Annotated in this window: 27 protein-coding genes and 1 tRNA gene; 8 read left to right on the top strand and 20 right to left on the bottom strand. The window is 65.0% G+C overall.

Annotated features, from left to right (window positions below):
• Positions 1-23: 23 nt before the first annotated feature.
• From EV667_RS10670 to EV667_RS22720, 6 genes are all read right to left on the bottom strand, one after another.
• Positions 24-1,460 (bottom strand): basic amino acid/polyamine antiporter, encoded by a 1,437-nt coding sequence (locus EV667_RS10670; protein ID WP_131835334.1) that lies wholly within the window; start codon positions 1,458-1,460, stop codon positions 24-26.
• 321 nt (positions 1,461-1,781) lie between these two features.
• Positions 1,782-2,651, bottom strand: a complete 870-nt coding sequence (locus EV667_RS10675) for a hypothetical protein (RefSeq protein ID WP_131835335.1) — start codon at positions 2,649-2,651, stop codon at positions 1,782-1,784.
• On the bottom strand, positions 2,648-3,316 hold the full coding sequence (locus EV667_RS10680) for an ABC transporter ATP-binding protein (protein ID WP_131835336.1): 669 nt from the start codon (positions 3,314-3,316) through the stop codon (positions 2,648-2,650). The genes EV667_RS10675 and EV667_RS10680 overlap by 4 nt, the downstream gene beginning before the upstream one ends.
• A 2-nt stretch (positions 3,317-3,318) precedes the next feature.
• The gene (locus EV667_RS10685; RefSeq protein WP_245516105.1) at positions 3,319-4,548 is read right to left on the bottom strand and encodes an FtsX-like permease family protein; all 1,230 of its coding nucleotides are present in this window, start codon (positions 4,546-4,548) and stop codon (positions 3,319-3,321) included.
• A 31-nt stretch (positions 4,549-4,579) separates the two neighbouring features.
• A complete protein-coding gene (locus EV667_RS10690) occupies positions 4,580-6,406 on the bottom strand; it encodes a YncE family protein (RefSeq protein ID WP_245516106.1) in 1,827 nt (608 codons plus the stop codon).
• A 72-nt stretch (positions 6,407-6,478) separates the two neighbouring features.
• On the bottom strand, positions 6,479-7,240 hold the full coding sequence (locus EV667_RS22720; RefSeq protein ID WP_207907736.1) for a J domain-containing protein: 762 nt from the start codon (positions 7,238-7,240) through the stop codon (positions 6,479-6,481).
• Between the two features lie 242 nt (positions 7,241-7,482).
• Here EV667_RS22720 and EV667_RS10700 point away from each other — a divergent pair, with 242 nt between their 5' ends.
• Positions 7,483-7,938, top strand: a complete 456-nt coding sequence (locus EV667_RS10700; RefSeq protein WP_131835338.1) for a hypothetical protein — start codon at positions 7,483-7,485, stop codon at positions 7,936-7,938.
• Positions 7,939-8,074: 136 nt separating this feature from the next.
• Here EV667_RS10700 and EV667_RS10705 read toward each other — a convergent pair whose 3' ends face one another.
• The 8 genes from EV667_RS10705 to EV667_RS10740 form a co-directional block, all read right to left on the bottom strand.
• A complete protein-coding gene (locus EV667_RS10705; RefSeq protein ID WP_131835339.1) occupies positions 8,075-8,821 on the bottom strand; it encodes an aspartate/glutamate racemase family protein in 747 nt (248 codons plus the stop codon).
• A 3-nt stretch (positions 8,822-8,824) separates the two neighbouring features.
• The gene (locus EV667_RS10710) at positions 8,825-10,174 is read right to left on the bottom strand and encodes an amidohydrolase family protein (protein ID WP_131835340.1); all 1,350 of its coding nucleotides are present in this window, start codon (positions 10,172-10,174) and stop codon (positions 8,825-8,827) included.
• 5 nt (positions 10,175-10,179) lie between these two features.
• A complete protein-coding gene (locus EV667_RS10715; protein WP_131835341.1) occupies positions 10,180-10,995 on the bottom strand; it encodes an amino acid ABC transporter ATP-binding protein in 816 nt (271 codons plus the stop codon).
• A gap of 4 nt (positions 10,996-10,999) precedes the next feature.
• Positions 11,000-11,653: an amino acid ABC transporter permease gene (locus EV667_RS10720; RefSeq protein ID WP_131835342.1), complete on the bottom strand. Its 654-nt coding sequence runs from the start codon at positions 11,651-11,653 to the stop codon at positions 11,000-11,002.
• Between the two features lie 77 nt (positions 11,654-11,730).
• Positions 11,731-12,603, bottom strand: a complete 873-nt coding sequence (locus EV667_RS10725) for a transporter substrate-binding domain-containing protein (protein WP_131835343.1) — start codon at positions 12,601-12,603, stop codon at positions 11,731-11,733.
• 354 nt (positions 12,604-12,957) lie between these two features.
• Positions 12,958-13,632 (bottom strand): GntR family transcriptional regulator, encoded by a 675-nt coding sequence (locus tag EV667_RS10730; RefSeq protein ID WP_207907737.1) that lies wholly within the window; start codon positions 13,630-13,632, stop codon positions 12,958-12,960.
• Between the two features lie 384 nt (positions 13,633-14,016).
• Positions 14,017-14,091: transfer RNA gene (locus tag EV667_RS10735), tRNA-Glu, on the bottom strand.
• 236 nt (positions 14,092-14,327) lie between these two features.
• Entirely contained in the window at positions 14,328-14,750 is a 423-nt protein-coding gene (locus EV667_RS10740) for a VOC family protein (protein ID WP_131835344.1), read from the bottom strand.
• A gap of 54 nt (positions 14,751-14,804) precedes the next feature.
• Between EV667_RS10740 and EV667_RS10745 the strand changes: the two genes are divergently transcribed.
• The 4 genes from EV667_RS10745 (at position 14,805) to EV667_RS10760 (ending at position 17,486) form a co-directional block, all read left to right on the top strand.
• Complete coding sequence (locus tag EV667_RS10745; protein ID WP_131835345.1) at positions 14,805-15,572, top strand: SIR2 family NAD-dependent protein deacylase; 768 nt, start codon at positions 14,805-14,807, stop codon at positions 15,570-15,572.
• 128 nt (positions 15,573-15,700) lie between these two features.
• Positions 15,701-16,303, top strand: a complete 603-nt coding sequence (locus EV667_RS10750) for a cold-shock protein (RefSeq protein ID WP_131835346.1) — start codon at positions 15,701-15,703, stop codon at positions 16,301-16,303.
• A 26-nt stretch (positions 16,304-16,329) separates the two neighbouring features.
• Positions 16,330-16,872 carry a DUF192 domain-containing protein gene (locus EV667_RS10755; RefSeq protein WP_245516107.1) on the top strand — a complete coding sequence of 181 codons (543 nt, stop codon included), beginning with the start codon at positions 16,330-16,332 and terminating at the stop codon, positions 16,870-16,872.
• A 173-nt stretch (positions 16,873-17,045) separates the two neighbouring features.
• Positions 17,046-17,486 (top strand): PPC domain-containing DNA-binding protein, encoded by a 441-nt coding sequence (locus EV667_RS10760; protein WP_131835347.1) that lies wholly within the window; start codon positions 17,046-17,048, stop codon positions 17,484-17,486.
• A 136-nt stretch (positions 17,487-17,622) separates the two neighbouring features.
• Here the strand turns inward: EV667_RS10760 and EV667_RS10765 are convergent, their stop codons facing one another.
• The 5 genes from EV667_RS10765 to EV667_RS10780 all read right to left on the bottom strand — a co-directional run bounded on the left by EV667_RS10765 (position 17,623) and on the right by EV667_RS10780 (position 19,926).
• A complete protein-coding gene (locus EV667_RS10765; protein ID WP_245516108.1) occupies positions 17,623-18,837 on the bottom strand; it encodes a tyrosine-type recombinase/integrase in 1,215 nt (404 codons plus the stop codon).
• The gene (locus EV667_RS10770; protein WP_131835349.1) at positions 18,788-19,099 is read right to left on the bottom strand and encodes a hypothetical protein; all 312 of its coding nucleotides are present in this window, start codon (positions 19,097-19,099) and stop codon (positions 18,788-18,790) included. Before EV667_RS10770 ends, EV667_RS10765 begins: the two co-directional genes overlap by 50 nt.
• Positions 19,100-19,295: 196 nt before the next feature.
• Positions 19,296-19,442, bottom strand: a complete 147-nt coding sequence (locus EV667_RS22570) for a hypothetical protein (protein WP_165901596.1) — start codon at positions 19,440-19,442, stop codon at positions 19,296-19,298.
• Complete coding sequence (locus tag EV667_RS10775; RefSeq protein ID WP_131835350.1) at positions 19,439-19,705, bottom strand: hypothetical protein; 267 nt, start codon at positions 19,703-19,705, stop codon at positions 19,439-19,441. The genes EV667_RS22570 and EV667_RS10775 overlap by 4 nt, the downstream gene beginning before the upstream one ends.
• Positions 19,702-19,926, bottom strand: coding sequence for a hypothetical protein (locus tag EV667_RS10780; RefSeq protein WP_245516109.1), 225 nt, complete (start codon positions 19,924-19,926; stop codon positions 19,702-19,704). The genes EV667_RS10775 and EV667_RS10780 overlap by 4 nt, the downstream gene beginning before the upstream one ends.
• A 25-nt stretch (positions 19,927-19,951) precedes the next feature.
• Here EV667_RS10780 and EV667_RS10785 point away from each other — a divergent pair, with 25 nt between their 5' ends.
• Genes EV667_RS10785 through EV667_RS10795 form a run of 3 tightly spaced genes read left to right on the top strand, consistent with a single transcriptional unit; the run spans position 19,952 to position 24,751 of the window.
• Positions 19,952-21,433, top strand: coding sequence for a phage tail protein (locus tag EV667_RS10785; protein WP_131835351.1), 1,482 nt, complete (start codon positions 19,952-19,954; stop codon positions 21,431-21,433).
• Positions 21,430-22,092, top strand: coding sequence for a hypothetical protein (locus EV667_RS10790; protein WP_131835352.1), 663 nt, complete (start codon positions 21,430-21,432; stop codon positions 22,090-22,092). Before EV667_RS10785 ends, EV667_RS10790 begins: the two co-directional genes overlap by 4 nt.
• Before the next feature lie 16 nt (positions 22,093-22,108).
• Entirely contained in the window at positions 22,109-24,751 is a 2,643-nt protein-coding gene (locus tag EV667_RS10795) for an SGNH/GDSL hydrolase family protein (RefSeq protein WP_131835353.1), read from the top strand.
• On the opposite strand, the gene EV667_RS10800 is transcribed toward EV667_RS10795, so the two are convergent.
• Positions 24,729-25,427 carry a GDSL-type esterase/lipase family protein gene (locus EV667_RS10800; RefSeq protein WP_131835354.1) on the bottom strand — a complete coding sequence of 233 codons (699 nt, stop codon included), beginning with the start codon at positions 25,425-25,427 and terminating at the stop codon, positions 24,729-24,731. The genes EV667_RS10795 and EV667_RS10800 overlap by 23 nt on opposite strands.
• Positions 25,428-25,541: the final 114 nt, after the last annotated feature.

Here is a 25,541-nt window from a genome sequence, read left to right on the forward strand (position 1 = left end):
TGGGGCTCCTATGCGTGATCTGATCAGGGTGTGATGGTGCCGGTGACAAGCCCGTACACGCCAATGGCGGCCGCCACTCCGGTGATGCCGAAAATGACCAGTTCGACCCGCGTGAACACGCGGGCCTTCTGTTCGCGGCGGGCCCAGAAATAGAGAAGGATCGTGCCCGGCACGAACAGCACCGCCACCAGCAGCACATACTTCAGGCCGGCGGCGACGAACATGAACAGCGTGTAGACCACCGCGATCCACGCGAAGATCTGGTCGCGGGTGCGCTCATGCGGCGCCGCCTCATATCCGACGCCGCTGCGGGCCAACAGCACGCCATAGCCGGCGACCAGCAGATAGGGCAGCAGCGCGGTAACGCTGGTCATGTCGAGCATGAAATTGAAGGCGTCGCGCGACCAGTAGGTCGAGACGACGAACAGCGAGACCACGATGTTGGTCAGCCACAGCGCATTTGCGGGCACGCGATTGCCGTTCTGCGCGGCGAACAGCTTCGGCATGTCCTGCGATTTGGCGGCGGCGAACAGCACTTCCGCGCAGATCAGCGACCATGCCAGATAGGCGCCAAGCACCGAGACCAGCACGCCGATCGAGATGAAGATCGCGCCCCAATGGCCGACCACCAGTTCGAGCGCACCGGCGAGCGAAGGGTTAGCCACTCCAGCGATCTCCGCGCGCGGCGCGGTTGCATAGGGCAGCATGGTCACGGCGACCATCAGGCCGGTGACGGCGACGAAGCCGAGGATGGTGGCGGTGCCGACATCCGAGCGCTTCTTGGCGAAGCGGGAATAGACGCTCGCGCCCTCGATACCGAGGAACACGAAGACGGTGATCAGCATCGTGTCGCGCACCTGCGCCAGCAGCGTCTTTTCCGGCATGTTCACGCCGCCGAAGAAGTTCTCCGAGAACTGCGCGTAATTGAAGAAGAACACGAAGGCCAGGATCGCAACGATCAGCGGCACGATCTTGGCGATGGTGACGATGGTGTTGATGACGGTCGCCTGCTCGACGCCGCGCAGGATCATGAAATGAAAGGCCCAGATGCCGCAGAGCGAGACGAGGATCGCGGTGGCGCTGGAGCCGTCGCCGAACAGATCGGGGAAGAAGCGCCCGAGCGTCGAGCCGATCAGCACCCAGTAGAACACGTTGCCGAGGCAGCTTCCCAGCCAGTAGCCGAAGGCCGAAAGGAAGCCCATATAGTCGCCGAAGCCGGCCTTGGCGTAGGCGAACACGCCGGAATCGATGTCCGGCCGCTTTTCCGCCAGCGCCTGGAACACCCGTGCCAGCATGTACATGCCGGTGCCCGCGATCGCCCAGGCGATGATCGCGCCAAATGGCCCCGTCGCCGTGGCAAAGCGCCCGGGCAAATTGAAGATGCCGGCGCCGACCATGGAGCCAACCACCATGGCGGTGAGGGTGGGAAGCGAGAGCTTGCCAGCGGAGGTGTCAGCCATTGCGCGCCTCTTGGAGAAAGGGGGAAGCGTGGCTCGCTCAACCCTAAAGTCAGCACTCATTCCAAGAAATGGGCGGGCCCTCCCAAATGGTGTCGTGCGACTCCAATCTTACCGCTTTTGCGGCAAAGGGCCACCTCCCGGGCATGCTGCGAAAGCGAAGGGCGCCTGAGCTTGGCCGGCAAGGAAAGCAGGGAGTTTCTTCGCGAATGCAATATAACTTCTGCCTCACCCGGGTTGTGGCAATGAACGGATGATCCGTAACAAACGTCCGCACTTCTTGCGCCCGGCGAATACCCTGCGCCGGTGAGGGCGCGGCCATCGCTAATGGGGAGGCATCGGAATGAAGGCGGGCGGGACGCCACGGAAGCCTGCCCGTTGCCGTATCGCCGCATCATCGGCATCGTGCGGCTTCAGGTAGAAATAGAAGCGGTTGTTGCGATCCGCGATGTCGTCGCCCGGCTCACTCGACAGGCTTATCAGCTGGTCGAACTGGAGCTGCACATGCATGTAGCCGGGAATAAGTTCGCTCCACCCCTCGATGTCGGCATCGAACAACACGTCGACATCGGTCCCGCCATCGAGCTTGAGCAGGCCCCATGGGGTGCCGTCAGGCGACCGAGAAGCCACCTCCTGCCAGGTCAGCCCGGTCTGAATGAAGACGCGGGGAGGGTTCTGCAGGATGTAGAGGGTCGATCCGCCGCCAACCCGCTCGATCCGCAATGTTGCCCGATAGGCGGCTTTCCCGGGATCGTAGCCGGCGCGCACGAGTTCCATGAACAGCCCTCCGGACGCCGCCTGTTCAGTGCGTTGGACCTCTGCCCGCCGCGCGGCCATCTGCGCCTGCTGATACCGGCCGATCGCAAAATCGGCGAGGAAGGCGAGGGCGATCACGACCACGAAGATCTGCAGGGGGCGATAGTCAAGAAGGCGCGATATCCCGCCTGCGCGGGTCGCGAACGACTGGTTGCGGCTTGACCGGGAGGTGGTGCGGATGCGCTCGCGCAACGCCTGCACCCGGCTGTCATCGAGCGAGCGGCCGGCGGCAGGCTCTTCGACCGGAAGCGGCGCCTGCGCCTCTCCCGCGTCGGCGTCTTTGTCTAGCGCCTGCACCGTCTCCCACAGGCTGAGGATCAGCGCGTCCTTCTCGGACGGCGTAAGGCGATCGAGGTCCGGCAGGCGCGGCGTTTTCATGGAACGACCACGCCGTCCGCGATGTGGACGATCCGCTGCGCCTGCGCCGCCAGAGCGAGGTTGTGCGTGACCAGCACGAGAGTCGTGCCGCGCGAGCGACTGATATCGCGCAGCAGTGCCATGATCTCCCGCTCGGTCTGCTCGTCGAGGTCGGAGGTCGGCTCGTCGCCGAGCAGCAAAGCGGGATCGTTCATCAGCGCGCGGGCAATGGCCACCCGCCGCTGCTCACCGGAGGAAAGCTCGAACGGGAAGGCCTCGGCGTGGCTGTCCAGCCCGACATCGGCGAGCCGCTCCAAAGCCCGTTCCAATATGGCGCGGCGCGACATCGTGCCGGCCAGTCGCGCGGGCAGGGCGACATTGTCGAGCGCCCTAAGGTTCGGCAGCAGGCTGGCGAATTGGAAGACGAAGCCGATCCGGGCGTTGCGGAACGCCGCCGCTCCGGCCTCGGACAAGGCCCAGATATCGGTGCCGCCAATGAGCACGCGCCCGCCCGTGGGACGGCTCAGCCCGCCGATCATGCCCAGCAGCGATGATTTGCCGGAACCGGAGCGCCCGACAATGGCGGCGTAGCAGCCGCTCTCGATGTCGAGGTCGACGCTGCGCACCGCCGCCACCGGCCCCCGGTCGGTCTCGTACTGCTTTGTCAGGCCACGGCAGGCGAGCATGCTCAGCCCTCCTTCCACAGCAGGTCGTGCGTGTCCCGGCGGCCCATGCGCCAGGCTGGAAACCATGCGCCGGCCATGCCGACGAGGGCTGCGCCAGCGACGCACAGCGCGGCGATGGCGGCCGTGCCGGCGCCGTCCAGCCATAGGAACGGAATGCCCATCTCACTGAGGTGATGCACCAGGGCGCGCTCGAACAGGCGCAAGAGGAGCAGGCCAAGCACCACGCCCAGCGCTCCGCCGGCGGCGGTGGCAAACGCGGCTTCCGCCACGGCGATAGCCACGATCTGGCCGGGGCGCGCGCCGATTGCCTTGAGCAGCCCCATTTCACGGCGGCGCTCCGCCATGATGGCGGAGAACAGCACCATGACCATGACGGCAGTGCTGGCGGATAACGCCACGACAAGCAGCACGAGCCCGCCGAGCAGCGCCACCAGCCCTTGCCGGATTCCGGTCAGCAGCGAGCCGCCGACGATCACCTTGATGCCGGCGACATTGGACAGCAGCGCGAAGCGCAGCTGAAGCTCGGAAACGCCGGGCGCCAGCTGAACGAGAAATCCGGTGACGTTGGCGGGCTCCAGCATCGGCGGCACCGCGCCCGTGCGCGCCTGCACGTCGTCACCCAGGCCAATCAGGCTGGCCATGTGAAGGAATACCCCGCGCTCCTGCGTGCCGGACCCGGTGCGCGCCAACTTCCCATAAACGCGGAAGGGCTGCCCGAAAAGCACGACCTGCGTGCCGAGCGGCAGGTTGCGTGCTGCGCCGAGGATGACGTCGCCGGGCTGCATAGGCCCGGTGAGCCGTTCCGACAGCCAGGGTAGAATGGTGAAATCGGTCGCCGGGTCGAAGCCGATCAAATCGACCAGTTCCCCCGCTCCGCCAAGGCCGGACTGGTCGGTTCGCAGGATGCGCTGGGCGGCGAGCCGGGCGATGCCGGCCACGTCGGCACGCGCCAGTGCATCGGCGGGCAGGGTGCTGTCGGTCGGTTCGACGGTGAGCAGTGCGTCAGTCAGGTTGGTCAGCGCTGCCTGGTTCACCACCATGAGGTCGGCGCCAACCCGGCTGAGGCCGATCTGCATGCTCGCGACCACGCTGCGCATGGCGACCACGCCGCCAAAGGTGACGGCGCTGGCCACGGCGATGGCGGCAACAAGCAGCAAGGTGCGTGACTGGCGGCGGCCAAGATTTTGAACCGCCAGCGCCAGCACGAGCCGGCACGAGGAGGCCGCGGACATCAGCCTGAATATCCGTGCCGGATGCGCGTGCTTACAGAGTGCATGAACGGGTGTGCTTCATGTGCTCCATCTCGGTCGGGACGATCACGCAGTCATGGTGCCCGCCCGAGCTTGGCAGGATGCCGATCAGATTGTCGGTCGCGGTCTCGATCACGGCGATGCCGCTCGACAGCCGTTGGAAACCGCTGAACGGCACCAGTACGAACTTGCCGTCATAGGTGATGGCCGGTGTCTGCAGATCGGGGCCGATGCCCTGAATCTCCTTTTTGATCGTCCATGTGTCGGTATCCACCACCATCACCCCGCTGGCGGCGGGTGCGGGGTGCAACACGGAAAGGTAGAGTTTTTTCGAATCGAGCGAGAACACCATGTGGAACGGGTTGGGATACTTGCCCCGCCACAGCGGGTCCTCGACATGGGCGATCTTCTTCCAGTTGCGCGGGTCGGGATCGGAGGAATCGAACACCGAGCAGTTGTTCTCGCGCAGATTGTTCATCATGCACAGGAAGCGCCCGTCGGGGGAAAAACCGATCTCGTGGCCGGGCGAGTGGATCTTGTCGAACGTCACCTCCCAGCGGTCCTCGGCAACCTCGACGACGTCGTACTGGTCCTGTGACGCGGTGTTGAACTGGAGGAAGGCGGCGGGGGCGAAGTTGTTCTCGGCATCGAGAATGGCGATGCCGCCGCACAGGCGCACCACCGTCGCAGCCCAGCGCCCGCTCGGGTGCCAGATGGTGCCGTCCGCGCCGGTGAGACCCATCGGGTCGTCGCCGGGCAGCGTGCCTTCCTCGACGAAGAGTTCGCCCATGGGAACCATTTCCCAGTCGATCTTCTGGCCCTTCGTGCCGAGATAGTCGTATTTGCCGGTAACCGAATCCGGATAGATGCGGTAGATCGTCAGCACGCCGCCATCTTGCCAGGCGCGCGCGAGCTGGCTGGAATTGGCCTTCCAGTCGAATTTCAGCGCCGCCTTCACCTGCGACGTCGTGCGGTCGAAGCAGGCGGCGATGTCCTTCTGGCCGTCGGTGACGAAATAGGACTGCGCGTCCTTGGGGTTGATCGTCACATGCACGCCCAGCCCGAGGCCGGTGGTCTCCGAGACGTTCTCCATCAGCTGCATCTGCGCGCCGTCATAGCGCACGCGGTAGATGTTGAAGCCTGGCGCCGGCTCGGTGATGTTGGTCGGGATGCCGTAGATGAGCGCGTTCTTGCCGCCCTGGGTGGAGTTGACGAACTCGAACGAGTGATAGGGATCGGCGCTGGGAAAGGCGCAGAGATGGTGGGCGATCGGGTTGAAGTCGCCATAGTTCCAGTACCAGATCGACGCCAGTACGCGGTTGGTGTTGAGATCGAGCGCGTAGCAGCCGCCACCGAGCTTGGTCGGCAACACCGCCACCCATTTGCCGAGGCCCTTGCCGTCGAAGCTGGCCCGTGAATCGATCAGCTCGCGGGTGATCGGGGCCGCTTGCGGCCCGGGCGTCGCGGCGCCGGCGGGCGTGGTGCCGAGGCCGACGGCGTCAAGCGCGCCGCTTTGCACCGCGTGATAGCCGAGCACGCCGGTTTCGGCGATGAGCGCGGTGGCGGCGGCGGCCTTGAACACGTTGCGCCGCGTCAGCCGCGTCGGAGCGGGCGCTTCCTCCGGGAGCGGCGCGAGCGGCAGCAGCGGCTGGGCGGCGAGGGCGCGGGCCTGCTTTTCGCGCAGATAGTCCTGGAACTCTTCGTGATCCGAGCGCACGACCTCGTTCCGCCGTGTGAGATAGGCGTCGATCTGGGCGCGCGTCGCGTCGAGTGGTTCGAGATTTAGATCGGTCGGCGCCTTCCGGCCGCTCGTCGCCTCGGTCTTGTCCAGCTCGCTCATCTTTCGTTCCCCTGCCTGTCGTACCGGCGTCGTTCACCGGCCTTCCTGCCTGTATTCAACTCTGTCCGGACGTCAGGCGCCGTGATCCGACGCGTCCGTCGCTGTGTGCCCCGAGGCTCGGCTCGCGGCGGAGGGCTTGCGCACCGCTGAACCGCGCTTGGCCTTTGGCCGCGTGGAGGAGGCCGCGCTGGCAAGCAGCACGTCCTTGGCGCGATTTATCTTCATGGCGAGATAGTCGGTGCCGCCGCGGTCGGGATGGACGAGCTGCATCAGCCGCCGATGTGCCGCCCGGATCTGGGGCGCGCTCGCGCCCGGCTGGAGTCCGAGCAGGGCCATCGCCTCGCCCGCCCCCATCGCCCCCCCATCCGGCCCGCCACCGACATCGGGACGTTCGTCGTTCGAGAGGCGGCCGACATCATCTTCTCGGCCGGCCAGCGCAAGGTAGTCCTGCAGCACAATGGCAGCCCGGCGCGCTAGTTCCGGATCGGGCCCTGACGGGCGATGCGCCGGCTCGGAACGCTGAAGAGGTCCATAGCCGGGTTCGTCCTGCCAGAGCGGACGGAAAGCGCGACGCGGAACGAGCCGGCGCCAGTTGACGAGCGCAAGCCCGAGCAGCATTGCCGAGCCGAGCAGCATCGCTCCCGTCCACTGCTGAGTGGCGAGAAGCGTCATGAGTGCCGGGATGGACATAACCGCTAAGGCGAGCAGACCGAGGCGCCCCATGCGCATGATGCTGCGCGGGTCTGAATGGGAAAGCCAGTCGACGAACTTAATGGCAGTGACCAGAAGCGAGATGATCAAGGCAGCAGAACTGACCATCACGCCCAGGCTCATGACCCCTCCTGCCATTTTTCAAGCTAATGTAACATTATACCGCAACATATGGACAATATGCACGGATCGGGCGATAGAGGACATCACAATGCAAGACTGTGCGCCGCAAAAGCGTCGCTGTGATTTTTTATATCAATATTCGTACGGTGAAACCTTGATTGGCGCAACACACGAGCGTTAACATTTCTCACCTTTATGCGAGCCTGCGAAAGCGCCTCACATCCGAAGCAGATAATGTAGAGATGACTACCCTTCCGGTTGGTGCTCGCATCGTCATGATTGGCGCGACGGCGGCGACGATCGCGTTCGTCGCGCTCGACACAGAACGCTCGGTCGGCTTTGGAACCGTGCGCGAGACCGCGCCTGCCGCCGCGTCTGCCCTAGAGCCGGCTCTTCCGCTGCGGCTCACGCGCCTGCGCGCCGAGCTTCACATCCAGCCGGCTCAGGAAGCGGCCTGGGGTCAGTTCAAAAGCCGGATAATGGAGCTCGATCAGGTCTCGCGGCGCATCGAGGCGCAAGCCGGCGGGAAGGGTGCCGACGCTGCGGACGAACAGGCGCGACACGCTCTGCTCTTTGCGGTGGCGTTGAGTGACATGGACGACGTGCTGACAACCGCGCAGGCCTCCACATTTAATCGCGCGGCGCGTGCGCTCGGCAGCACTTTTATCTGCGCAACCGTCCGTCCAGGAGGGGCGTGACCGAAAGCCGGCATGACCATTGCCCCCCTCTGGGCCGGAAGAGCCGCACTTTCAGCCCTCGCCGGAGGACCAGGCAGTACCTGACATTCCCGAAGTCTGACAGACGTAACCACATCGGCCAGCGGTTCCCGGACGTCTATGTGCGATGCTCGATCCATGCTCCCAGCGCAGGCGGCAGTCCGGTCGCCAACTTCGAGGGTGGGCGCGCGAACCGCCCCGCACGCGCGGGACGTGTACGCAGCCGCGCCAGCAATGCGGCCTGACCGACCGCCGCATCGAGGGGATCGATCAGCGGCACCGGCACGCGGTCGGCGACCTTCGCGGCAAATCCGGTCAGCGGTGCACCGGCGAGGATGATCGTGTCCGCTTTGTCGTCCGTCACGGCACGGCAGCACAGCTCGATCAGCGCCTCTTCGAGTTCGCCCTGCACATGGTCGATCGATCGAAACCCGACATCCGGCACACGAACGCCGGTACAGCGAGCTTGCAGGCCCGCCAGCGCGACAGCGTCCTCGTACCAGGCCGTCATCACCTGCGTGAACGTGACGATCGCAAAGCGGTGCCCGAGCATGCAGGCGGTGTGCATCGCCGCCTCCGCCATCGCCGTGATCGGCAGGTCGAATTGCTCGCGCGCAGCAACCAAGCCGGGATCGCCGAACGCCGCGATCACCACTGCGTCCATGCCATCCTGATGCGCAGCGATCATCTCAAGAGTGGTCGCGCCGGCGATGAGGGCTTCGGCGCGGCTGGAGATGTAGGGCATGCCGTGCGGAGCGGTCATCGCCACCAGATCGACGTCGGGCGCGAGAGAGTGACTGGCGCTCTCGGCCATCCGCTCCGTCATGAGGACGGATGTATTGGGGTTGATCATCAAGATACGCATCGTTCAGTTCCCGCGGGCCCGCTTCCACAAGGCTTCGATAGCGACAGCCGCCTCGCGACGAATGGCATCGGCGTCGACCTTGGTCGGCCGCCCATTCTCGACCATCAGTTCGCCATCAACCGCCACGATCTCGACGTCGCGGCCCTGCGCGACATGGACGAGGTTCCCCAGGGGATTGATCGCCGGCGTCAAATGCGGCTGGCGGAAATCGAAGGCGACGAAGTCGGCACGCTTGCCGATTTCGATGCTGCCGATCTCGTCCTGAAGCCCCATGGCGCGCGCACCGGCCATGGTCGCCATCTCGAACACCGTTTCCGGCTGCCAGTCGGGCGTGACTGCGCCGAGCTGAATTCGCCCGACCGCGAGCGCCCAGCGCATCACTTCCACCATGTCGGCGTGCATGTTGTCGGTGCCGAGCGCCAGTCGGGCACCGGCGGCGCGTAGCTTGTGCGTCGGCGCGATGGTCGCGCCGGTCGCGTTGCCCTTGGCGATATGGGCGACATGGATGCCGGCCCGCCCGATGCGGGCGATGTCAGTGTCGCTCACATGGATGCAGTGCGCAGCGGTCAGGCGATCGTTCAGCAGGCCAAGCTCGTCGAGCAGTTCGGGCGGGCTCTTGCCGTCCCGCTCACGGATGCGGGCAACCTCAATCTTGCTTTGGGAGAGATGGGTGGTGACGCGAAGGCCTGTCTCTTCCGCCGCCCGCGCGATCCTCCGCAGGAACGGCGTCGAGCAGGTGTCCGGCGCATGGGCGGCGAGCTGGACGCCGATACGCCCGTTGCTCTTGCCGTCATAGCGCTCGGCGAGCTCGATTGCCTCGGCAAGCGTCCGCTCGCCGATGGCATCGACATAGTCCCACCGCCCGACCGAGACGCCGGAGAAGTCCACGTCGTGAATGCGCCCGCAGGACCAGACCCGCAGCCCGATATCGGCCATGGCCGGCGTGACGATATCGGCGTGGACGAAGGTGTCGTTGATCAATGTGGAGCCGAAGAGCAGCGCCTCAAGCGCCCCGAGCCGGGCGATCGCATACGCCTCTTCCGGCGTCACCATGTGGCCCTGCGGTATGCCCGGCGTATAGGCCGGCGCGAAGCCGAGATCCTCCGCGACCCCGCGTACCAGGCTCAGATTGGCGTGCGTATGCACATTCACCAGCCCCGGCGTGACGACCCGCCCCGGCAGGTGCAGGGTTTTCAGCGCCGGCGGGGGCGCCTCGCCCGGGCGCGCGGCCTCCACCCGCGCGAAGCGCCCCTGCGAGACCGCGATCACCGCGTTTTCGATGGTTTGGGAGGCGGGGGCGCCGGTCAGCGCGGTGGCGCCGGTGACGACAAGATCATAGAGCGGTTCGGACATCTGCTTCACCGATTCAGAATGTGGGCGAGGAAGCGCTGTGTCTTCTCCTCGCGCGGTGCCGAGAACACCGCCTCCGGCGCTCCCTCCTCGACGATGCGGCCGTCGGCCATGAAGATCAGCCTGTCCGCAGCACGCCGCGCAAAGCCCATCTCGTGGGTCACGACGATCATCGTCATGCCCTCGCGCGCCAGCGTCCCCATCACGTCGAGCACTTCATGCACCAGTTCCGGATCGAGTGCCGAGGTCGGCTCGTCGAACAGGATCATGCGCGGCTCCATGGCGAGAGCCCGGGCAATTGCCACGCGCTGCTGCTGACCTCCCGAAAGCTGGGAGGGGCGCTTGTGCAGGTGGTCCTCAAGGCTGACACGGGCAAGCTGCTCCGCCGCCCGCGCCTCGGCCGCCGGCCGTGACAGGCCGAGCACCTTGCGCGGGCCGATGGCCACGTTCTGGAGCGCGGTCAGATGCGGAAACAGGTTGAAGCGCTGGAACACGAAGCCGAACTTGCGGCGCTGCAGGGCGAGCCGGACCTCGGGAAGCGGGGTCCAGTGCGCCGGCTCGCCGACATAGGCGCCGCCGATCGGCTCGCCCGCTAGCTCAATGGTGCCGGCATCCGGCACTTCCAGATAGTTCAGGCAGCGCAGCACCGTGGTCTTGCCGGAACCCGACGGCCCGATCAGCACCAGGGTTTGCCCGGCGATGACATCGAAGGAAATGCCCTTCAGGATTTCCCGGTCGCCATAGCTTTTGCGCAATCCCTGCACGGAAAGCAGGGGCCCGACGGGCACGGGAGGCGCAACGTCGGATCGTGTTCCGTTTGTCATGCGGTCACCAGGCCGGAAGCCGACGCTCGATCACCCGCGAAACCCACGAAAGCACGGAGATGATGGCGTAGTAATAGATCGCCAGAAGGGCGAAGATTTCGAGCGGGGCGAAGTGCGAGGCGATGACCGCCTGCCCCGAGCGCGTCAGCTCGTAGACCGAGATGACGGAAAGCAGCGACGTGTTCTTCAGCAGCGTGATCACGTCATTGGTCAGGGCCGGCACCATGGGCCGGATCGATTGCGGCAGCAGGATGTGGAGCAGGATGGTGCCCTGCGTCATGCCGATCGACTTCGCCGCTTCCGTCTGCCCCTTCTCGACCGACCCCACCGTGCCGCGCACGATCTCGGCAACATAGGCGGCGCAGTTGATCGAGAGCGCGATCACCCCCGCCCAGAATTCACCCAGGCGGAAGCCCATCAGCGGCAGGCCGAAGAACACGATGAAGATCTGGATCAGCAGCGGCGTGCCGCGCACGAAATCGACATAGGCGCGCACCAGCCAGCGCGCCCACGTCCAGCCACCAAGCGAAACGAGGCCGAGCCCGATGCCGCCGGTGAGGCCGAACAGCGCGGCGAGCGACGCGATTTTCAGCGTCATCACCGTTCCGACGGCGAGCAGGGGGATCGCCATCTCGACGATGGCCCAGTCAATGGTCATGTGAGCTTAAAACCGTGATCGAGCGGCCGGCCATCGCCGCACCTGGGAGCGGAGGGGCATCGCCCCCCGCGCAAGGCTCAGGAGAAGTCGGGGATCTTGTCGGAGAGCTTCATCTGCGTGCCGAACCACTTTTCCTGCAGCTTGTAGATCGCGCCGTCCGCCTTTAGCGCGTTGATGCGCTCGTTGAGGAAGTCGATGAGCTGGATGTCTTCCTTGCGGGTACCAATGCCGGCCCAATTGCGCGGGCCGATGTCGCGCACGATGACATACTTGCCGGGTGCGTCCTTCATCACCTGGGTCAGGGTTGCGAGCGAATTGATGACCCCGTCGACGGACCCCTGGGAGAGCGACAGATAGGCGGCCGGATGGTCGTCATAGGCCTTCACCTCGGCGAAGCCTTTGCCGGTGTCCGCCTTCAGCTTCTCTTCCAGCTTCGTCTTCATTGTGTCGCCGGCCGAGCCGAGCTTCACGCCCAGCGTCTTGCCGGCCATTCCATCGAGGTTCTTGATGGTGTCCGCATCCGAGGCGCGGATCAGCATTTCCTGGGTCGCTTCGGTGTAGGGAATGGAATAGCCGACCTTCGCCACGCGCTCCTTGGTGTAGGTCAGCGAGGTCATGATCACATCGAAATTGCCGGCATAAAGCGCCGGGATGACGCCCGCCCAGGCGGTGTCGATGAACTCCACCTTCACACCGAGAGGCGCGAAAATCTCCTTGGCGAGGTCGACGTCGTAACCGACGATCTCGCCCTTGTCGCGAAAGGTGAACGGCCGGTACGCCGCCTCCACGCCCACTTTCACCACGCCGGCCTTCTTGATGGCTTCCAGCGTTACGGGCTCGGCCCGGGCCGGCCCGCCGGCAAGCGGCAGGGCGGTCGCAGCTGCCAGCAGGAGACCGGAAAGCGAGAGGAAATGGCGCCGTGTTGCAGCGGCGGAAAGGCGGAATGACATGGCAATCTCTTTCTATCTCAAGGCGTCAGGCCAAGGTCAGGTCAAGGGTCAGACTGCATTCCATCTGATTTAGCTTACTATATACAGCTACTTAGTTCACATGGACCAGCTTGGTGGCGCTTATAGATTGTGCAGCGCGGTGCCTATTTGGGCGTCCTGCGCGCAGGGCCGCACCGCCGGGCGCTTGCGCGGCCGGCCTTTTCTCATTTCGGGAGCGTGTCTTGGCGTTTCCGGTGGCGGCGGGAACGTGTGACGGATGCCGTCTTATCGGCCGCAGAACTGCCGACTCTTTGCGCAGACGCGCCGCCGGCAAGTCTTCCCGAACGGCAGACTGCTCGGCTCCAGCTCAGCGTGTCATGCCGCCGGCATTGCTAGAGCCCGCTGCCGCTCGCGGTCGGCTTCGGCCAGCACCGCACAAACCGTCTCGCCGGTACGCAGCAGATGGCGCTTCCAGGCACGGCGCGCCGCCTCCGTGTCATGGGCGTGCAGGGCGGCCATAAGCGCCTCATGTTCACCCACCGATTCTTCCCATCGCAGCGGATCGACGATCGCGATATAGCGGCCGCGCCGCGCGCGCAGCATCAGGCTCGCATGGGTGGCGATCAGGATCGGATTAAGCGAGAGGTGAACGATCCGGTCGTGGATGGCGCTGTTGAGTTCAAAATACGGATCTTTCTCCCGGCGTCGATAATGCACCATCATCCGTGCGTGCATGTCGGCGAGCTCATCAAGCTCTGCCGCTTCTATGCGCCCTGCCGCAATCTCGGCCGCGAGGCTTTCCAGCCCGGCGATCACCTCGAACAGGTTCGAGGCTTCCTCCGCCGTGAAGGACATGATCCGGGCGCCCTTGTGCTGTGAGATTTCGACCAGCCCCTCTGCCTCAAGCAGTTTCAGAGCCTCTCGCAGCGGGGTGCGGGACACCGCCAATGTCTCGCACAGGGTGCGCTCGACGATTCGATCGCCTGGCGGCAGGTCGCCGCGGATGATCCGATCGCGCAGGTTGTTGGCGACCTGGTGGGCAAAAGACACGCGCCGCGACAGCGTGCGGACGGTGGATGGCTTGTTCCGCCGGGTTTCGTTGGCTGGCCTCGTCGGCAATTTCCGTGACCCTGCAGCGTGAGAAGAATGCCATTCGGGCAGTCTTTGACGCCCTATCCATAGCTGCGGCGCGGGGAACGATAAAGCGGGCTGCCGACGTTCACGACGAACAGCGGGATGGGCAAAGAGATCGGGAGGGCAGCCGTTCCGGCCTATGGAGGCATCGGCCTAGATACGGGTGCGCGGAGCGATGACGCCCGTGCGAATACATCGCACGCCAGCGGCCGCTGGGCCGGTCGAAGGAACTCGCCGGCGGAGCGTCGAGTCTCTCCGATGCAGCCGGGCTGGACCCGTCGAATAGCCATGGAGAAAGCCTGGTGCGCCCTAGGGGAGTCGAACCCCTCTCTCCACCGTGAAAGGGTGGCGTCCTAACCGATAGACGAAGGGCGCGCAGGCCGGGGCCTTATAGGGTGGCGCGCGGCGGCGCGCAAGATGGGCGTGCCGGTGTCATCCACAGGCATTGCCGTCCATGCGGCAGAAACATCCTCCGCGCGCGGCGGATGGCGCGGAGAGTTGCCAGGCCGGCGCGCGGACAACGCTGCACGTTTCGCGCAAGGGGAAGGAAGCCGGGATCGGTCCGCAAGCGGGCCGGCGTAGCAGTGCCGGCCCGCTCGCTCAGGGTCGCGCTACCACTTGCCGGTATTTGCCATCGACGCCCATGGCTCCAGCGGCGGCAGCGCGTCGCCCTTCTGCAGCAGCTCGATCGAGACGTTGTCGGGCGAGCGGACAAAGGCCATGCGGCCGTCGCGCGGCGGGCGGTTGATGGTCACGCCGCCATTCTGCAGCTTCTGGCAGGCGGCATAGATGTCGTCGACCTCGAAAGCGAGATGGCCGAAATTGCGCCCCTCGCCATAGGTTTCCGGGTCCCAATTATAGGTCAGCTCGACCTCGGCGACGCCTTCCTGACCGGGGGCGGCGAGGAAGATCAGCGTGAACCGCCCCTGCGGCGATTCCTTGCGCCGCACCTCGGTGAGCCCCAGCTTGGTGCAGTAGAAATCCAGCGAGGCGTCGACATCGGTGACGCGCACCATGGTGTGAAGATACTTCATGATCCCTCTCAAAGGCTGCCGCAGGTGTGTCCGCGGGTCGGGTGAGCGCAACATATGACGACGGGCGATGACATCAAGACATCGGCGGCGGCGCTTGCCGCCGTGTTGTCCGGCATGCGGGCCAGCGTTGCCTTTACCGGCGCGGGAATCTCCACGGAATGCGGCATTCCCGATTTCCGCTCGCCCGGCGGGCTGTGGACCCGCAACCGGCCGATCGACTACCAGTCCTTCCGCGCCAGCCCGGAGATGCGGGCCGAAGCGTGGCGGCGGCGCTTCGCGCTGGAGCCGGCGCTGGGCGGGGCGAGGCCGGGACGCGGACACCGGGCGCTGGCCGGGCTGCTCGCGCAGGGGCGTCTGCAGGGCATCATCACCCAGAACATAGACGGCCTGCACCAGGCTTCCGGCGTGCCGGACGAGCGGCTGGTCGAACTGCACGGCAACAGCACCTACGCCACTTGCCTCGATTGCGGCGCGCGCTATGAGCTCGGCTGGGTCCGGGCGCAATTCGAGGAAGGGCAGGAGAGGGCGCCCGACTGCCCGGCCTGCGCGGGCCCGGTGAAGAGCGCGGCGATTTCCTTTGGCCAGCCCATGCCGGCCGAAGCGATGGCGCGGGCTGGGGCGCTCAGTGGCGGCTGCGACGTGTTCCTCGCCATCGGCTCGTCGCTGGTGGTATGGCCGGCCGCTGGATTCCCCGTGCAGGCGAAGCGCGCCGGCGCCACTCTGGTGATCGTCAATCGCGAGTCCACCGAGTTCGACGATCTCGCCGACCTGGTCATCAATGCCGACATTGGCGACGTGTTCGAGGCGGCACTGGCCCGGTGACGGCGGCGGGAATCGCGCCACGAATCGATTTCGGTGTTTTCGTGGCGGCGGCGGGTGCTATGGTTCATTCTCGGAATCATGGTTTTCGCCGGCTGTGGCGAAATGGCTTTCCTGGAGGTAGGCAGCCGATGGTGTCGGACGGGTCTCTGCCACGCACGGGAACGGGCTTCGGCGACGATTTGGATCAGGGCGCCGAACCGGGCGAGCGCCATGATGGCAAGGTCCTCCAGATCGCCGGCAGCATCAAATGGTTCGACCTGTCCAAGGGCTACGGCTTCGTCGTGCCCGACGATGGCAGCGGCGACGTGATGCTGCACGTCACCTGCCTGCGGCGCGGCGGCTTCAACACGGCACAGGAAGGCGCCCGGGTGGTGTGCGAGGTGGTGGCGCGCGAACGCGGCTTCCAGGCCCTGCGCGTCCTGTCCATGGACGAGACCACCGCCCTGCATCATTCGCAGCTGCCGCAGGCGCGCACCCATGTGACGGTGCAGTCGGTGGGCGGCTTTGAACGAGCCTGGGTAAAGTGGTTCAACCGGCTGCGCGGTTTCGGCTTCCTCACGCGCGGCGAGGGCACCGAGGATATTTTCGTGCATATGGAGACGCTGCGTCGCCACGGCCTGGCCGAGCTGCGCCCGGGGCAGATGGTGATGGTGCGCTTCGGGCCGGGGCCAAAAGGCCTTATGGCTGCCGAAGTGCGGCCCGATGGTGCCGCCATCCCATCGTCTCACTAGGGAAGGCGCCCCGGCGCAATTGCAGCATGAATTTCGGCAGCATAAGTCTCCACCACACGCGCTTCCACGGCCTGCGATTTGGTCGCGCGGCATCCGCTCTCGTCGCGGCCGGCCCGCAGATGCGCCGGATGCGGCTCGGCCTGGCGCTTGTCGCCCTGCTTCTTGCGGGCCTAGTCCCCGCCGGTGCGAATGTCGAGCAACTGACGATCCTCACCAAGGCGGGTCCGCTCGGGATCGAGATCGAGATGGCGGTGACGCCTGCCCAACGCTCCAAGGGCCTGATGTACCGGACCGAGCTCGCGCCCAATGCCGGGATGCTGTTCGATTTCGGCGCCGAGCAGCCAATCTATATGTGGATGAAAAATACCTACATCCCGCTCGACATGCTGTTCATTCGCTCGGACGGGCGCATCGCCAGCATCACTACCGACACGGTGCCACTCTCCACCGCCACCATCTCCTCGCAGGTGCCCGTCAAGGCCGTGCTGGAACTCCCCGCTGGCACTGTGCGCGCCAAGGGCATAGCCGTCGGCGACCTCATCGAGCACCGGCTGTTCAGCGGCGGGTGACGCCTGCGCCGATCCGTCTTCAACGAGGCGGATCGGATGCCGTGCTCGCCATCTTCGAGTTGCGGCGCGAACTTGCCCGATCGCGGATCACAGTGTTCCGGCCGAGCGTTCGGCAGCGGAACGCGCCGGGCGCACATCCGTTGGTGCAGACCGCATCAACAGGGGAGGCGCCCATGGCCATCATCAAGAAACTCGGAAACGCAGGTGAGCTTCGCACCTGGGCGGTCATACTGGAGACTGGCGAGGAAGCGATGGCGGCGCTGCAGGACTTCGCCCGCCGCGAAGGGCTAACCGGCGCTCACCTGTCGGCCATAGGCGCCTTCAGCCATGGCGTGATCAGCTATTTCGAGTGGGAGGCGAAGGAGTATCGCGACATCCCGGTCGACGAGCAGGTCGAAGTGGCCTCGCTCTCGGGCGATGTCGCACTCAATCCCGACGGCACGCCCGCCGTGCATGTGCATGTGGTGCTGGGCCGGCGTGATGGCAGCGCCTTGGCCGGCCATCTCTCCAAGGGCTTCGTCCGTCCAACCCTCGAACTCATCGTCACGGAAACGCCGGCCCATCTGCACAAGCAGATCGACCCCGAAAGCGGGCTGGCGCTGATCCGCCGATAAGGTCGATGGCAGGAATGAGGCTGGTCGGGGCAGCAGGATTCGAAACTCCCTCAAGCCATTGATATGGCTCACTGCCGTTCTGACGTTCGCTCATTCGCCTTCCCTCCCATCCCGGCCGGGATGCCGGGCTGTTCTGCTATTCCTTCGGCGCTCCCGGCCGGCTGCCGGCGCGGAGGCGGGCGACTTCGGCGGTCTGCTTCTCCGTCTTGCGGATGTAGCGCGGCGTCGTCGACAGGTTGGAATGGGTGAGGTGCGCGGCGATGGCGCGGATGTCGGCGCCGGCCTCGAATGCCTCGGTGGCGCCGCCGGCGCGGCTGTCCATGGACCATACCGAGTCCGGGATGCCGGCCGCGCGAGCGATCTGCCGGTACCATTTGCGATATGACCGCTCGCGCACTGGCAGGCCGTGCTCACCCTTGACGATGGCGCCGACGCGCTCGTCATGCGGCACCGACTCCAGCAGAGGGAAGAGCAGGGGATAGGACTGCAAGTCGAAGACCGTGCGAGCCTTGGTCTTGGAGGTGCGCAGCCGCAGCCGCCAGCCGGGGAGGTTCTCCCAGCGAAAGGCGCCGGTCCATGTCTCGTCGCCATGATGGACGGCGTCGGCGGCTTCCGGGTTGGCCGGCCCCCACTCGCCGATGATGTCTTTCTGGCGCAGCATGAGCTCGAACTGCGCGGCGACGCCGATCGCCATATCGCGCTCGCCAAGCTCCAGCGCCTTGGCGATGAAGGCGACCGCTTGGCCAAGCCCCATTTCCTCCTCGCGCGCGCCGGGCCGCTGGAAACGCAGGTTCTTCAGCCGCTCGGCCAGGGTGCCGCATTCGTCATAGCCGAGGGCGTGCCCGAAGCGCAGCAGCTGGCGGAGCATCGAGACAGCGTCATGCGCGCGCTTGGGGCGCGGGGGCTTGCCTGCTTCCGCTGGTGCGCCCCAATTGCGGAACCAGCGCTTGATGTCGAGGACGGTGATGCCGGGCACGACGCGCGAGCCGACCGTGGCCTCGATGACCTTGAGGCTGTCACCATAGCTCTTGCGGGTGTTGGTCTTGACCTCCCGGAACGAGCTGTCCGGGTGCTCCTGAAAGAGCCGAGAAAGACTGGTGATGGTGCCGTCATAGACGGTCAAGGGCCTATCGCTGCCGGAGAAGGTGGCAATCCATTCGCGCAGGCGCTCGGTGTGGTCGCGGCAGGCGGCGGCGACCTGTTCTTCGGTCAGACCCTCGGCCAGACGCACCGTGCGATCGGGATAGCCCTTGCAGTCGCGGCAGACCTGAGAGGCTACCCAATAGGCGGTGCGGCGCCCGTCAGTGCGCGTCCGCCATTTTAGGCCCGGGGCGTCGCTTCTTGGGGGCATCCCAGTTTTCTTCGCCATCCGCGGCCATTCCGATGGTTGCAGTCTTGCCCAGACCGTTGCTCGCGTCCAGCCATGTGCGCACGGCGGGGTAGTAGCGCCCCCGGAACAGCGTGTGCTGGCGCGGGAAGCCCTTGGCCTCCAGCGCTTTCAGGATGGAGCGGAAACGATCGACGCCGATATGCGGGGCGACGATGTCGCGCAGCTGGTGATCGGTGAGATAGAGCGGCGGCGCGGCTCGGAGGTTGGCGGGATCATCCGTCATGGGACTACCCCTCTCAAAGCCCACCATGCCGAGGTGAGAGCAATAGCCCCGACCAAGCCGGCATAGATCAGCCAGAACCGGATCGGCAGGCGACCGCGCACGGGCGGCGGCCGATTGTCATTCTGGGCTGTGGGCTGCTCGTCGAGGTCAAGCATCCCCGCCCTCATGGGTGCCGCGTCAATCACCCTCATACGCCTCATGGCGTTGCTCCGAAAGCGGACGTTGCGAGGGCGCCGAGCGTGGCGCGCAGCAGGCCGAAGTGCTGGATGTCGATTGCGGCCAGGCAGAATGCGAGGAAGCCGAGCAGGACGATGGTGATGGGGCGGGAGGGGTTGGCGGTCATGGCCGGCCCCGCAGTTTGGCGAGCTTATCCTGGCGCACTTTGATCTCGGCTTCGAGCCGACCGATTTCCTCTTGCTCGTTGCACTCCTTGTAGTCGGCCGCGTAGGCGGCGCAGTGCTGCAACAAAACGGAAAGCTCTCGTGCCTGTGCGACATTGAGGGTCGCGAGAATGATGGCCTGGGGTTTTCCTCCCGCCGGATCGAGGTCGTTTCGGCACAGGCGAACCATGCCGCAGCTATGCTCTGCCCTTACGTAATCCATCACGCCGCCTCTCCCTCGCCGAACAGGGCGCCGTGCTCGGGGCGGCGGCGCAGCACCTGCAGCCAGACGACGGCGATGAGGGTGGGATCATCCGGGTTGCGCAGGCGGATGGGCTTGTTCTCGGCCGTGAACCAGATTTCGACATTGCCGCGTCCCAGCGCCTCGATCGCCTTGAGCGCGAAGACCGGGCGGATACCGAAACGGCCGGGGCCGCTGCAACTCACGAAGGGGATGCTTTCGGCGCCATAGATGTACCCCAACGGGGCGCCGGCCGTTCGTGTCGTGGCGCGCACTGCGAAGCTTTACGATCCGCGCACCGAGGCCACGGCTTTCTCGGAAAACCCGGCGCTTGAGATCCGCGATTACCTGACCCGTCCGCGCGGCTTCAACATCCCCACGGGGATGATCGACGACGAGTCGTTCTCCGCCTTCGCCGATATCTGCGACGAAGACGTGTTGCTGTCCGGTGGCGGAGAAGAGCCCCGCTATCGCTGCGCGATGACGTACGATCTGAGCGCTGAGCCTCGCGAGGTGCTGCGGCTGCTGCTGGCCAGTTGCGACGCCGAGGTTTACCCGACGGCGGAAGGCAAGGTCGCCATTCGTGGTGGTGTCTGGGAGGCGCCGACGGTCACGCTCGGGCCGGAACACATCCTCTCCTATCATTATGAGCAGGGGAACGATCGGCTTGCCGCCTTCAATCGGCTGAAACTGACGTTCTGCAATCGCGAGGCGGATTACCAGCCGTTCGAGATCGACCCGTGGGAAGACCTCGCCAGCCAGGCGCAGGTTGGCGTTCTGAGCAACGACTTGACCTTGGAGCAGGTACCCAGTTGGACGCAGGCGCGGCGGCTGGGCAAGATATTCTCCGCCCGGCAGAACCCGCGCCACAAGCTCACCCTGCGCACCAATCTTGGCGGGCTTCTCGCCCTTGGCGAGCGCTGTGTGCACATCGTGCTGCCCGAGCTTGATCTCGATGACGACTTCTACGTCGAGAGCTTCAACCTTTCTGGCGACCTCGCCAGTTGTGACCTCGTCCTTTCGTCGCTCCCCGAAGAGACCTACGCCTGGAGCCCCTCGACAGAGGAGGGCACCGCGCCGGTAGCCCCCGGCTCCACACCGGATGCAGACGTTCCGCCCCTACCGACCGGGCTGGAGATCACGCTGGAGCGCATTCAGCCCTCGGCGGGTGTGTGGCAGACGCGCATTCGCGCCAGCGTCGACGCAGTGGCCGACACCCCATGGACGACCATCGGACGGCTTCGGCCAGAGGGTGAGTCTACGTGGACCGCGATGTCGTCGGACGGCGAATGGCGTGTCATCAGCGGCGTTGTCGAAGATGGGCGCACCTATGAAGTGCAAGTCGCACATGCCGGGTTCTCTGGCGGGGATAGTGGCAATATCGGCCCTTATACCGATGTCGAAGAAGTCGAGATCACCGCCGACAATACGCCAGCAGGTGACGTCACAAGCTTCACGGTGACGCCGGGCGGCACCGGCGCAACGATCACCTGGGTGAACCCTTCGTCGCTCAACTACTACGCGACAGAGGTGGGTCGGGCTCTGACTGGCGATCCTGTCGCGTGGGTTCGCACCGTGTACGGCGCCGCTGGCGGCGGACAGATCATCGGCGATGACCCCGGCGCCGGTACCTATGACTGGTGGGTTCGGACGGTCAACCGCTCCGGCGTTCGCTCCACACCGCTCGGTCCATTCACGGAGACAGTGGCATGACGATCGAGTGGGACGAAACCCTTCGCGCGCGCAGCACTACGGTCAATCCCCGGGGCGGCTGGACTAGCGGCGGGCGCAGCCTCAGCGGGGCGGAGCAGCGGACCTATTCGGACGCCGGCTACTGGTCGATCACATGCACGGTGCCGATCCGCAAGCGCGAGCAAGCGCTCGCATGGCGCGCGATGAAGGCTCGCATGGGGATGGCAGAGCCCCTGCGCTTCAAGATGTGCGAGCTATGGCGCCCGGAAGGCGCCGCCGATGCAACGGTTTTGCTCGAGTCAGCCGCCGCGGCCCGTACCACGCAGATATCTCTGGCGTCGTCTAACGACCCCGCGCTCGAACTGCGTGCGGGACACTACTTCAGCGTCAGCGGCGAGCGTCTTCACCTCATTACTCGCGTCATCAGTCATGATGAAGAGCTCCAGTATTGGGACGAGGAAGACACTTGGGTTGATCCCTCCCCATGGTGGGAGGGTGTCCTCATTACAGACGCTGTTGCCATCTTCCCTCCGCTAAGAGGCGCGTTGGCGGGTGGAACTGCGGTCAACTTCAGTGACCTGGTTTGCCTGGCGCGACCCGAAGAGGCGACATCCGGCGATCTCGATCTTGATCTCGGGCGCTTTGCCGACGTGACGCTTACGCTCGTCGAATATCTCTGACATTTGGAGCCCGATAATGGCCCTCGTTCCGATCAGCGCAAATGAGCTGGTATCGTCCGTCCGCGCTAAAATGAATGCCCTCATCGGCAAGGCAAACGCGATCGGCGAGGCTGTGGAAGCGACTGCCGCCGACGCCATCCAGACGGCTGCGGATCGTGAGGCGACAGAGACAGCGGCGGCGATTGCTGTTGCAGCCCAGGGGGCGACTACACTTGCCGCTGCTGCTGTTGGCGTCTACTCGGCGGCGACACTTTTGGCCGCTATTGCGCTCGGGATATCCGATGTCGCCGACGGCGATCCGTTTTACGCGACCGGCGCCGACGTGACGTTCACCGGTCTCTATCGCCGGGATGGCTCTGCCGCGACCGAGATCGCCCGGACCGCGAAGGTTACCGCCATCCAGGCCAGCGACGCGCTGGCGGGGCACTTCGCCGGCATTGACCATGGGCTTTATCCGACGTGGGGTGACGGCATTCTAAGTCCGACTGATCGCGGTTTCTGGTTTGACGCGACCGACCCGCGCGCCTTGTTTTCCGATCTCGCAGGCACCATTCCGGCTGTGGCGGGCGACCCGGTAAAATATATTCGCCCGCACAGGTCTGTCGCAAATCCAGATATTAATTCTGTAACTGACCGCACCCTGATGACCGGGTTTACCGCGACGGGGGTGACGGCTGGAACCGCCACCGGCAGCGACGGGGTATCGACGGTACGCCTTCTCACCGAGACGACGGCGAACGCTGCCCACTACTACCGACATTCTTCCATCACGCCCGTCGCGCTCAGGCGGTACGTGATCCGCTCGCGCGTCAAGCTCACCAATCGCATCCGGTGCTCGCTTGCTGCCGGCTCCATAGTGGCGGTGTTCGACGTGTCGACCGAGTCCGTGGTGTCCGTGTCGACGAACACGGAAGCTAGCGTAAGGCCGGCCTCCAATGGGTTTTACGATATCGCACTCGCGTGGGTTGCTCCGAATGCAGTAGGTTTTTCGCCGCAAGTCGCTCTCGCCGCTGCTGACGGCTCACTCTCCTATGCCGGGTCGGCCAGCGCAACGATGGCTGTGGAGTATTTCGACGTCCTGTCAGCGTCTTACGACGGCTTTGTGCAAGCAGACGGCACCAAGGCCCCGGCTCTCGCCGATACCACTGTCGGCACAATTCTCGACCCTGATGGCTCGAATGACGCCATGATAATGAGTGCATTCGATCTGACTGGCGCGTCGAAAGTGACGATGGTCGTAGCCGGCGTGCAGGATGCCGCCACCACGTCGCCAAAGATTGCAGTAGAGCACGGGTATGCTCCTACGGGCGGCTATGGAGTGATGACAGACCGTTCAACGCCGGCGGGGAATATCACCCCGTTTGTGCAAACCAGCGGCAGTGATTATACATTCTGCAGCAGTCAGGTGCGGGCTGCCGGTTCGCCATTTTGTTTGATCGTCGAGTTCGACCCCGAACAGGCCACGCCGGCCGACCGTGTTCGGGCGTGGCTGGATGGCGATGAAATCTCATGGCCCACCATCAGCGCTATCGGCACGATGACTGCTGCCAATGCTTTTGCTTCGAGGCCGCTCTACCTCTTTGCTCGTCTGGGCTCCTCGCTTTTCAGCGACTTGAAAATCGCGGGCATACTGATTGTAGATAGGGATTTGATAGCAGCCGAACGTGAGCGCCTGACCAGAACAGGAAAATACCGCTCGGGTCAGCCTGCCGTTGAAGGTGGCGTCTTCCCGTGCCGGGCTTTTTCCGACGCTGGCGAGGTCGTGCAGCAGTCTTGGGGCATGCAGCCCGGCGCCTATGCTCGTGTCGAGATAGAAACCGAGGCCACGGCGATGACCGTGAGCCACTACAACAACATCTCAGGCACGACATACACCGGTTTCAGCCAGATCGGCGTCACGGTCGACGGGGCATGGCAGCAGGACATCACGCCTGCCGGCTTGGGCGCCGGCTCCAGCATGATCACCCTCCCGGATGGGCCGAAGTTGGTTTCCTTCGTGGCTGGCTTGCAGACCAAGCGGCCGGGCGAAGACATTATCGGGTCCTGGGTGACAAAGGTGAAAGCCAATGCTCCTATGCAACAGGTGTTTCGGTCGTCTACTAAGGTGCTGATTTATGGTGACAGTATCGGCGTCGGGGCGAACGCCTCACCCGTCCAGCGATACGGGTGGCCGATGCGATTGCGCGCGGCGCTGCACCCCGTGCAGGTTGCCGTCGAGGGATATGGCTGGCGCTCTCTCTATGAGGACGCAGTAGACGACGCCGCCAAGAAGGCTTTCGTTCGCAAGATACTGGCGCACCGCCCTGATATCCTCTGGATGGCTATCGGGACGAATGACTATTTTCTGGCACAGTGGAATGCCGCGACTTTTGGCGCCGCGTATGCTGACATCCTCGATAGGCTTCATGCGGCCCTTCCCGGATTGCGAATTTACGCGCAGACGCCGCTTTCGCGGGCCGTCGAAGCAACGAACGCCGCAGGATCGACCACTGGCGCCTACAGGTCCGCTATCGCCACTGCTTGCACCGGAAAGTCGTGGGTGACGCTGATCGACGGGACAGCAATCATGACCACGGCGTCGCTGGCGGATGGCGTTCACCCTACGACGGCGGGGCACGGCATCTACGCGGACTATGTTAAGGGCGTGCTGGGCTGGTGATGTAGGGGCGGATGGCGTCGGCCCAAAGGCGGTAGCAAGCGCCGTTTAGGTGGACGCCGTCGATGCTGCACCGCGCTGGCAAGACACCATCGGGAGCGATCGACGCATTTAGATCGACGAACGTGCATGCGCCTGCCTCGCACTTCGCCCGCAGTCTGGCGTTCAGATCGGCGATCAGCGGGTTCCGCTCGCTGCGCCAGCCCCCGCCGACATAAAGCGTGGACTGAACGTAGATCTGCATGGACGGGCGCATTTTCTCGATGAGGGCACTATAGCGGGCGAAGGTCGCCTCAACATCGCTGCCCATCATGAAGTCGTTTGTCCCGAGCATCAGGAATGCCTTGGCCGCCCCCGTTGATGTCACGGTGTCCACCCGCGCCAGCGCACCGGCCGTCGTGTCGTACCCTATGCCCCGGTTGGCGATGCTGGCGCCGGGAAATATGGACTGCCAGTCGCCCATTTCGGTGAGAGAGTCCCCTACCATCACGATGCCGGCCTCTGCCGGGAATTCCCGAAACAGGCTCGTGCGATGCGCGTATCGCTCATTGGTCGGCGTGACGCTGGCGGCGCTCGACGGTGCAAGATAGCGATGCAACCCGGCGCGGTAGGCGATGGCACCACTCGCTGCGCCCGCCACGAACGCGCAGGCCAGCGCCACTGCCAACCGCGCGCGCATGTTGCTCACCTCACCGACCACGCATTGAAGCAGTCATCGCAAACCGTCTGTCCCGGCTTCCTGTTGGGGCAGGCCGGGTCGCCGCATCCAGCGGTGACGTTGAAATAGCGACGC

It is taken from the genome of Ancylobacter aquaticus (assembly GCF_004339465.1).
GTDB classification, from domain to species: Bacteria; Pseudomonadota; Alphaproteobacteria; order Rhizobiales; family Xanthobacteraceae; genus Ancylobacter; species Ancylobacter aquaticus.

Excerpts from the sequence above, each read along its gene's own strand:
- EV667_RS10670 (WP_131835334.1), bottom strand. The coding sequence starts at position 1,460 with ATGGCTGACACCTCCGCTGGCAAGCTCTCGCTTCCCACCCTCACCGCC.
- EV667_RS10675 (WP_131835335.1), bottom strand. The coding sequence starts at position 2,651 with ATGAAAACGCCGCGCCTGCCGGACCTCGATCGCCTTACGCCGTCCGAG.
- EV667_RS10680 (WP_131835336.1), bottom strand. The coding sequence starts at position 3,316 with ATGCTCGCCTGCCGTGGCCTGACAAAGCAGTACGAGACCGACCGGGGG.
- EV667_RS10685 (WP_245516105.1), bottom strand. The coding sequence starts at position 4,548 with ATGTCCGCGGCCTCCTCGTGCCGGCTCGTGCTGGCGCTGGCGGTTCAA.
- EV667_RS10690 (WP_245516106.1), bottom strand. The coding sequence starts at position 6,406 with ATGAGCGAGCTGGACAAGACCGAGGCGACGAGCGGCCGGAAGGCGCCG.
- EV667_RS22720 (WP_207907736.1), bottom strand. The coding sequence starts at position 7,240 with ATGAGCCTGGGCGTGATGGTCAGTTCTGCTGCCTTGATCATCTCGCTT.
- EV667_RS10700 (WP_131835338.1), top strand. The coding sequence starts at position 7,483 with ATGACTACCCTTCCGGTTGGTGCTCGCATCGTCATGATTGGCGCGACG.
- EV667_RS10705 (WP_131835339.1), bottom strand. The coding sequence starts at position 8,821 with ATGCGTATCTTGATGATCAACCCCAATACATCCGTCCTCATGACGGAG.
- EV667_RS10710 (WP_131835340.1), bottom strand. The coding sequence starts at position 10,174 with ATGTCCGAACCGCTCTATGATCTTGTCGTCACCGGCGCCACCGCGCTG.
- EV667_RS10715 (WP_131835341.1), bottom strand. The coding sequence starts at position 10,995 with ATGACAAACGGAACACGATCCGACGTTGCGCCTCCCGTGCCCGTCGGG.
- EV667_RS10720 (WP_131835342.1), bottom strand. The coding sequence starts at position 11,653 with ATGACCATTGACTGGGCCATCGTCGAGATGGCGATCCCCCTGCTCGCC.
- EV667_RS10725 (WP_131835343.1), bottom strand. The coding sequence starts at position 12,603 with ATGTCATTCCGCCTTTCCGCCGCTGCAACACGGCGCCATTTCCTCTCG.
- EV667_RS10740 (WP_131835344.1), bottom strand. The coding sequence starts at position 14,750 with ATGAAGTATCTTCACACCATGGTGCGCGTCACCGATGTCGACGCCTCG.
- EV667_RS10745 (WP_131835345.1), top strand. The coding sequence starts at position 14,805 with ATGACGACGGGCGATGACATCAAGACATCGGCGGCGGCGCTTGCCGCC.
- EV667_RS10750 (WP_131835346.1), top strand. The coding sequence starts at position 15,701 with ATGGTGTCGGACGGGTCTCTGCCACGCACGGGAACGGGCTTCGGCGAC.
- EV667_RS10755 (WP_245516107.1), top strand. The coding sequence starts at position 16,330 with ATGAATTTCGGCAGCATAAGTCTCCACCACACGCGCTTCCACGGCCTG.
- EV667_RS10760 (WP_131835347.1), top strand. The coding sequence starts at position 17,046 with ATGGCCATCATCAAGAAACTCGGAAACGCAGGTGAGCTTCGCACCTGG.
- EV667_RS10765 (WP_245516108.1), bottom strand. The coding sequence starts at position 18,837 with ATGCCCCCAAGAAGCGACGCCCCGGGCCTAAAATGGCGGACGCGCACT.
- EV667_RS10770 (WP_131835349.1), bottom strand. The coding sequence starts at position 19,099 with ATGACGGATGATCCCGCCAACCTCCGAGCCGCGCCGCCGCTCTATCTC.
- EV667_RS22570 (WP_165901596.1), bottom strand. The coding sequence starts at position 19,442 with ATGACCGCCAACCCCTCCCGCCCCATCACCATCGTCCTGCTCGGCTTC.
- EV667_RS10785 (WP_131835351.1), top strand. The coding sequence starts at position 19,952 with ATGTACCCCAACGGGGCGCCGGCCGTTCGTGTCGTGGCGCGCACTGCG.
- EV667_RS10790 (WP_131835352.1), top strand. The coding sequence starts at position 21,430 with ATGACGATCGAGTGGGACGAAACCCTTCGCGCGCGCAGCACTACGGTC.
- EV667_RS10795 (WP_131835353.1), top strand. The coding sequence starts at position 22,109 with ATGGCCCTCGTTCCGATCAGCGCAAATGAGCTGGTATCGTCCGTCCGC.
- EV667_RS10800 (WP_131835354.1), bottom strand. The coding sequence starts at position 25,427 with ATGCGCGCGCGGTTGGCAGTGGCGCTGGCCTGCGCGTTCGTGGCGGGC.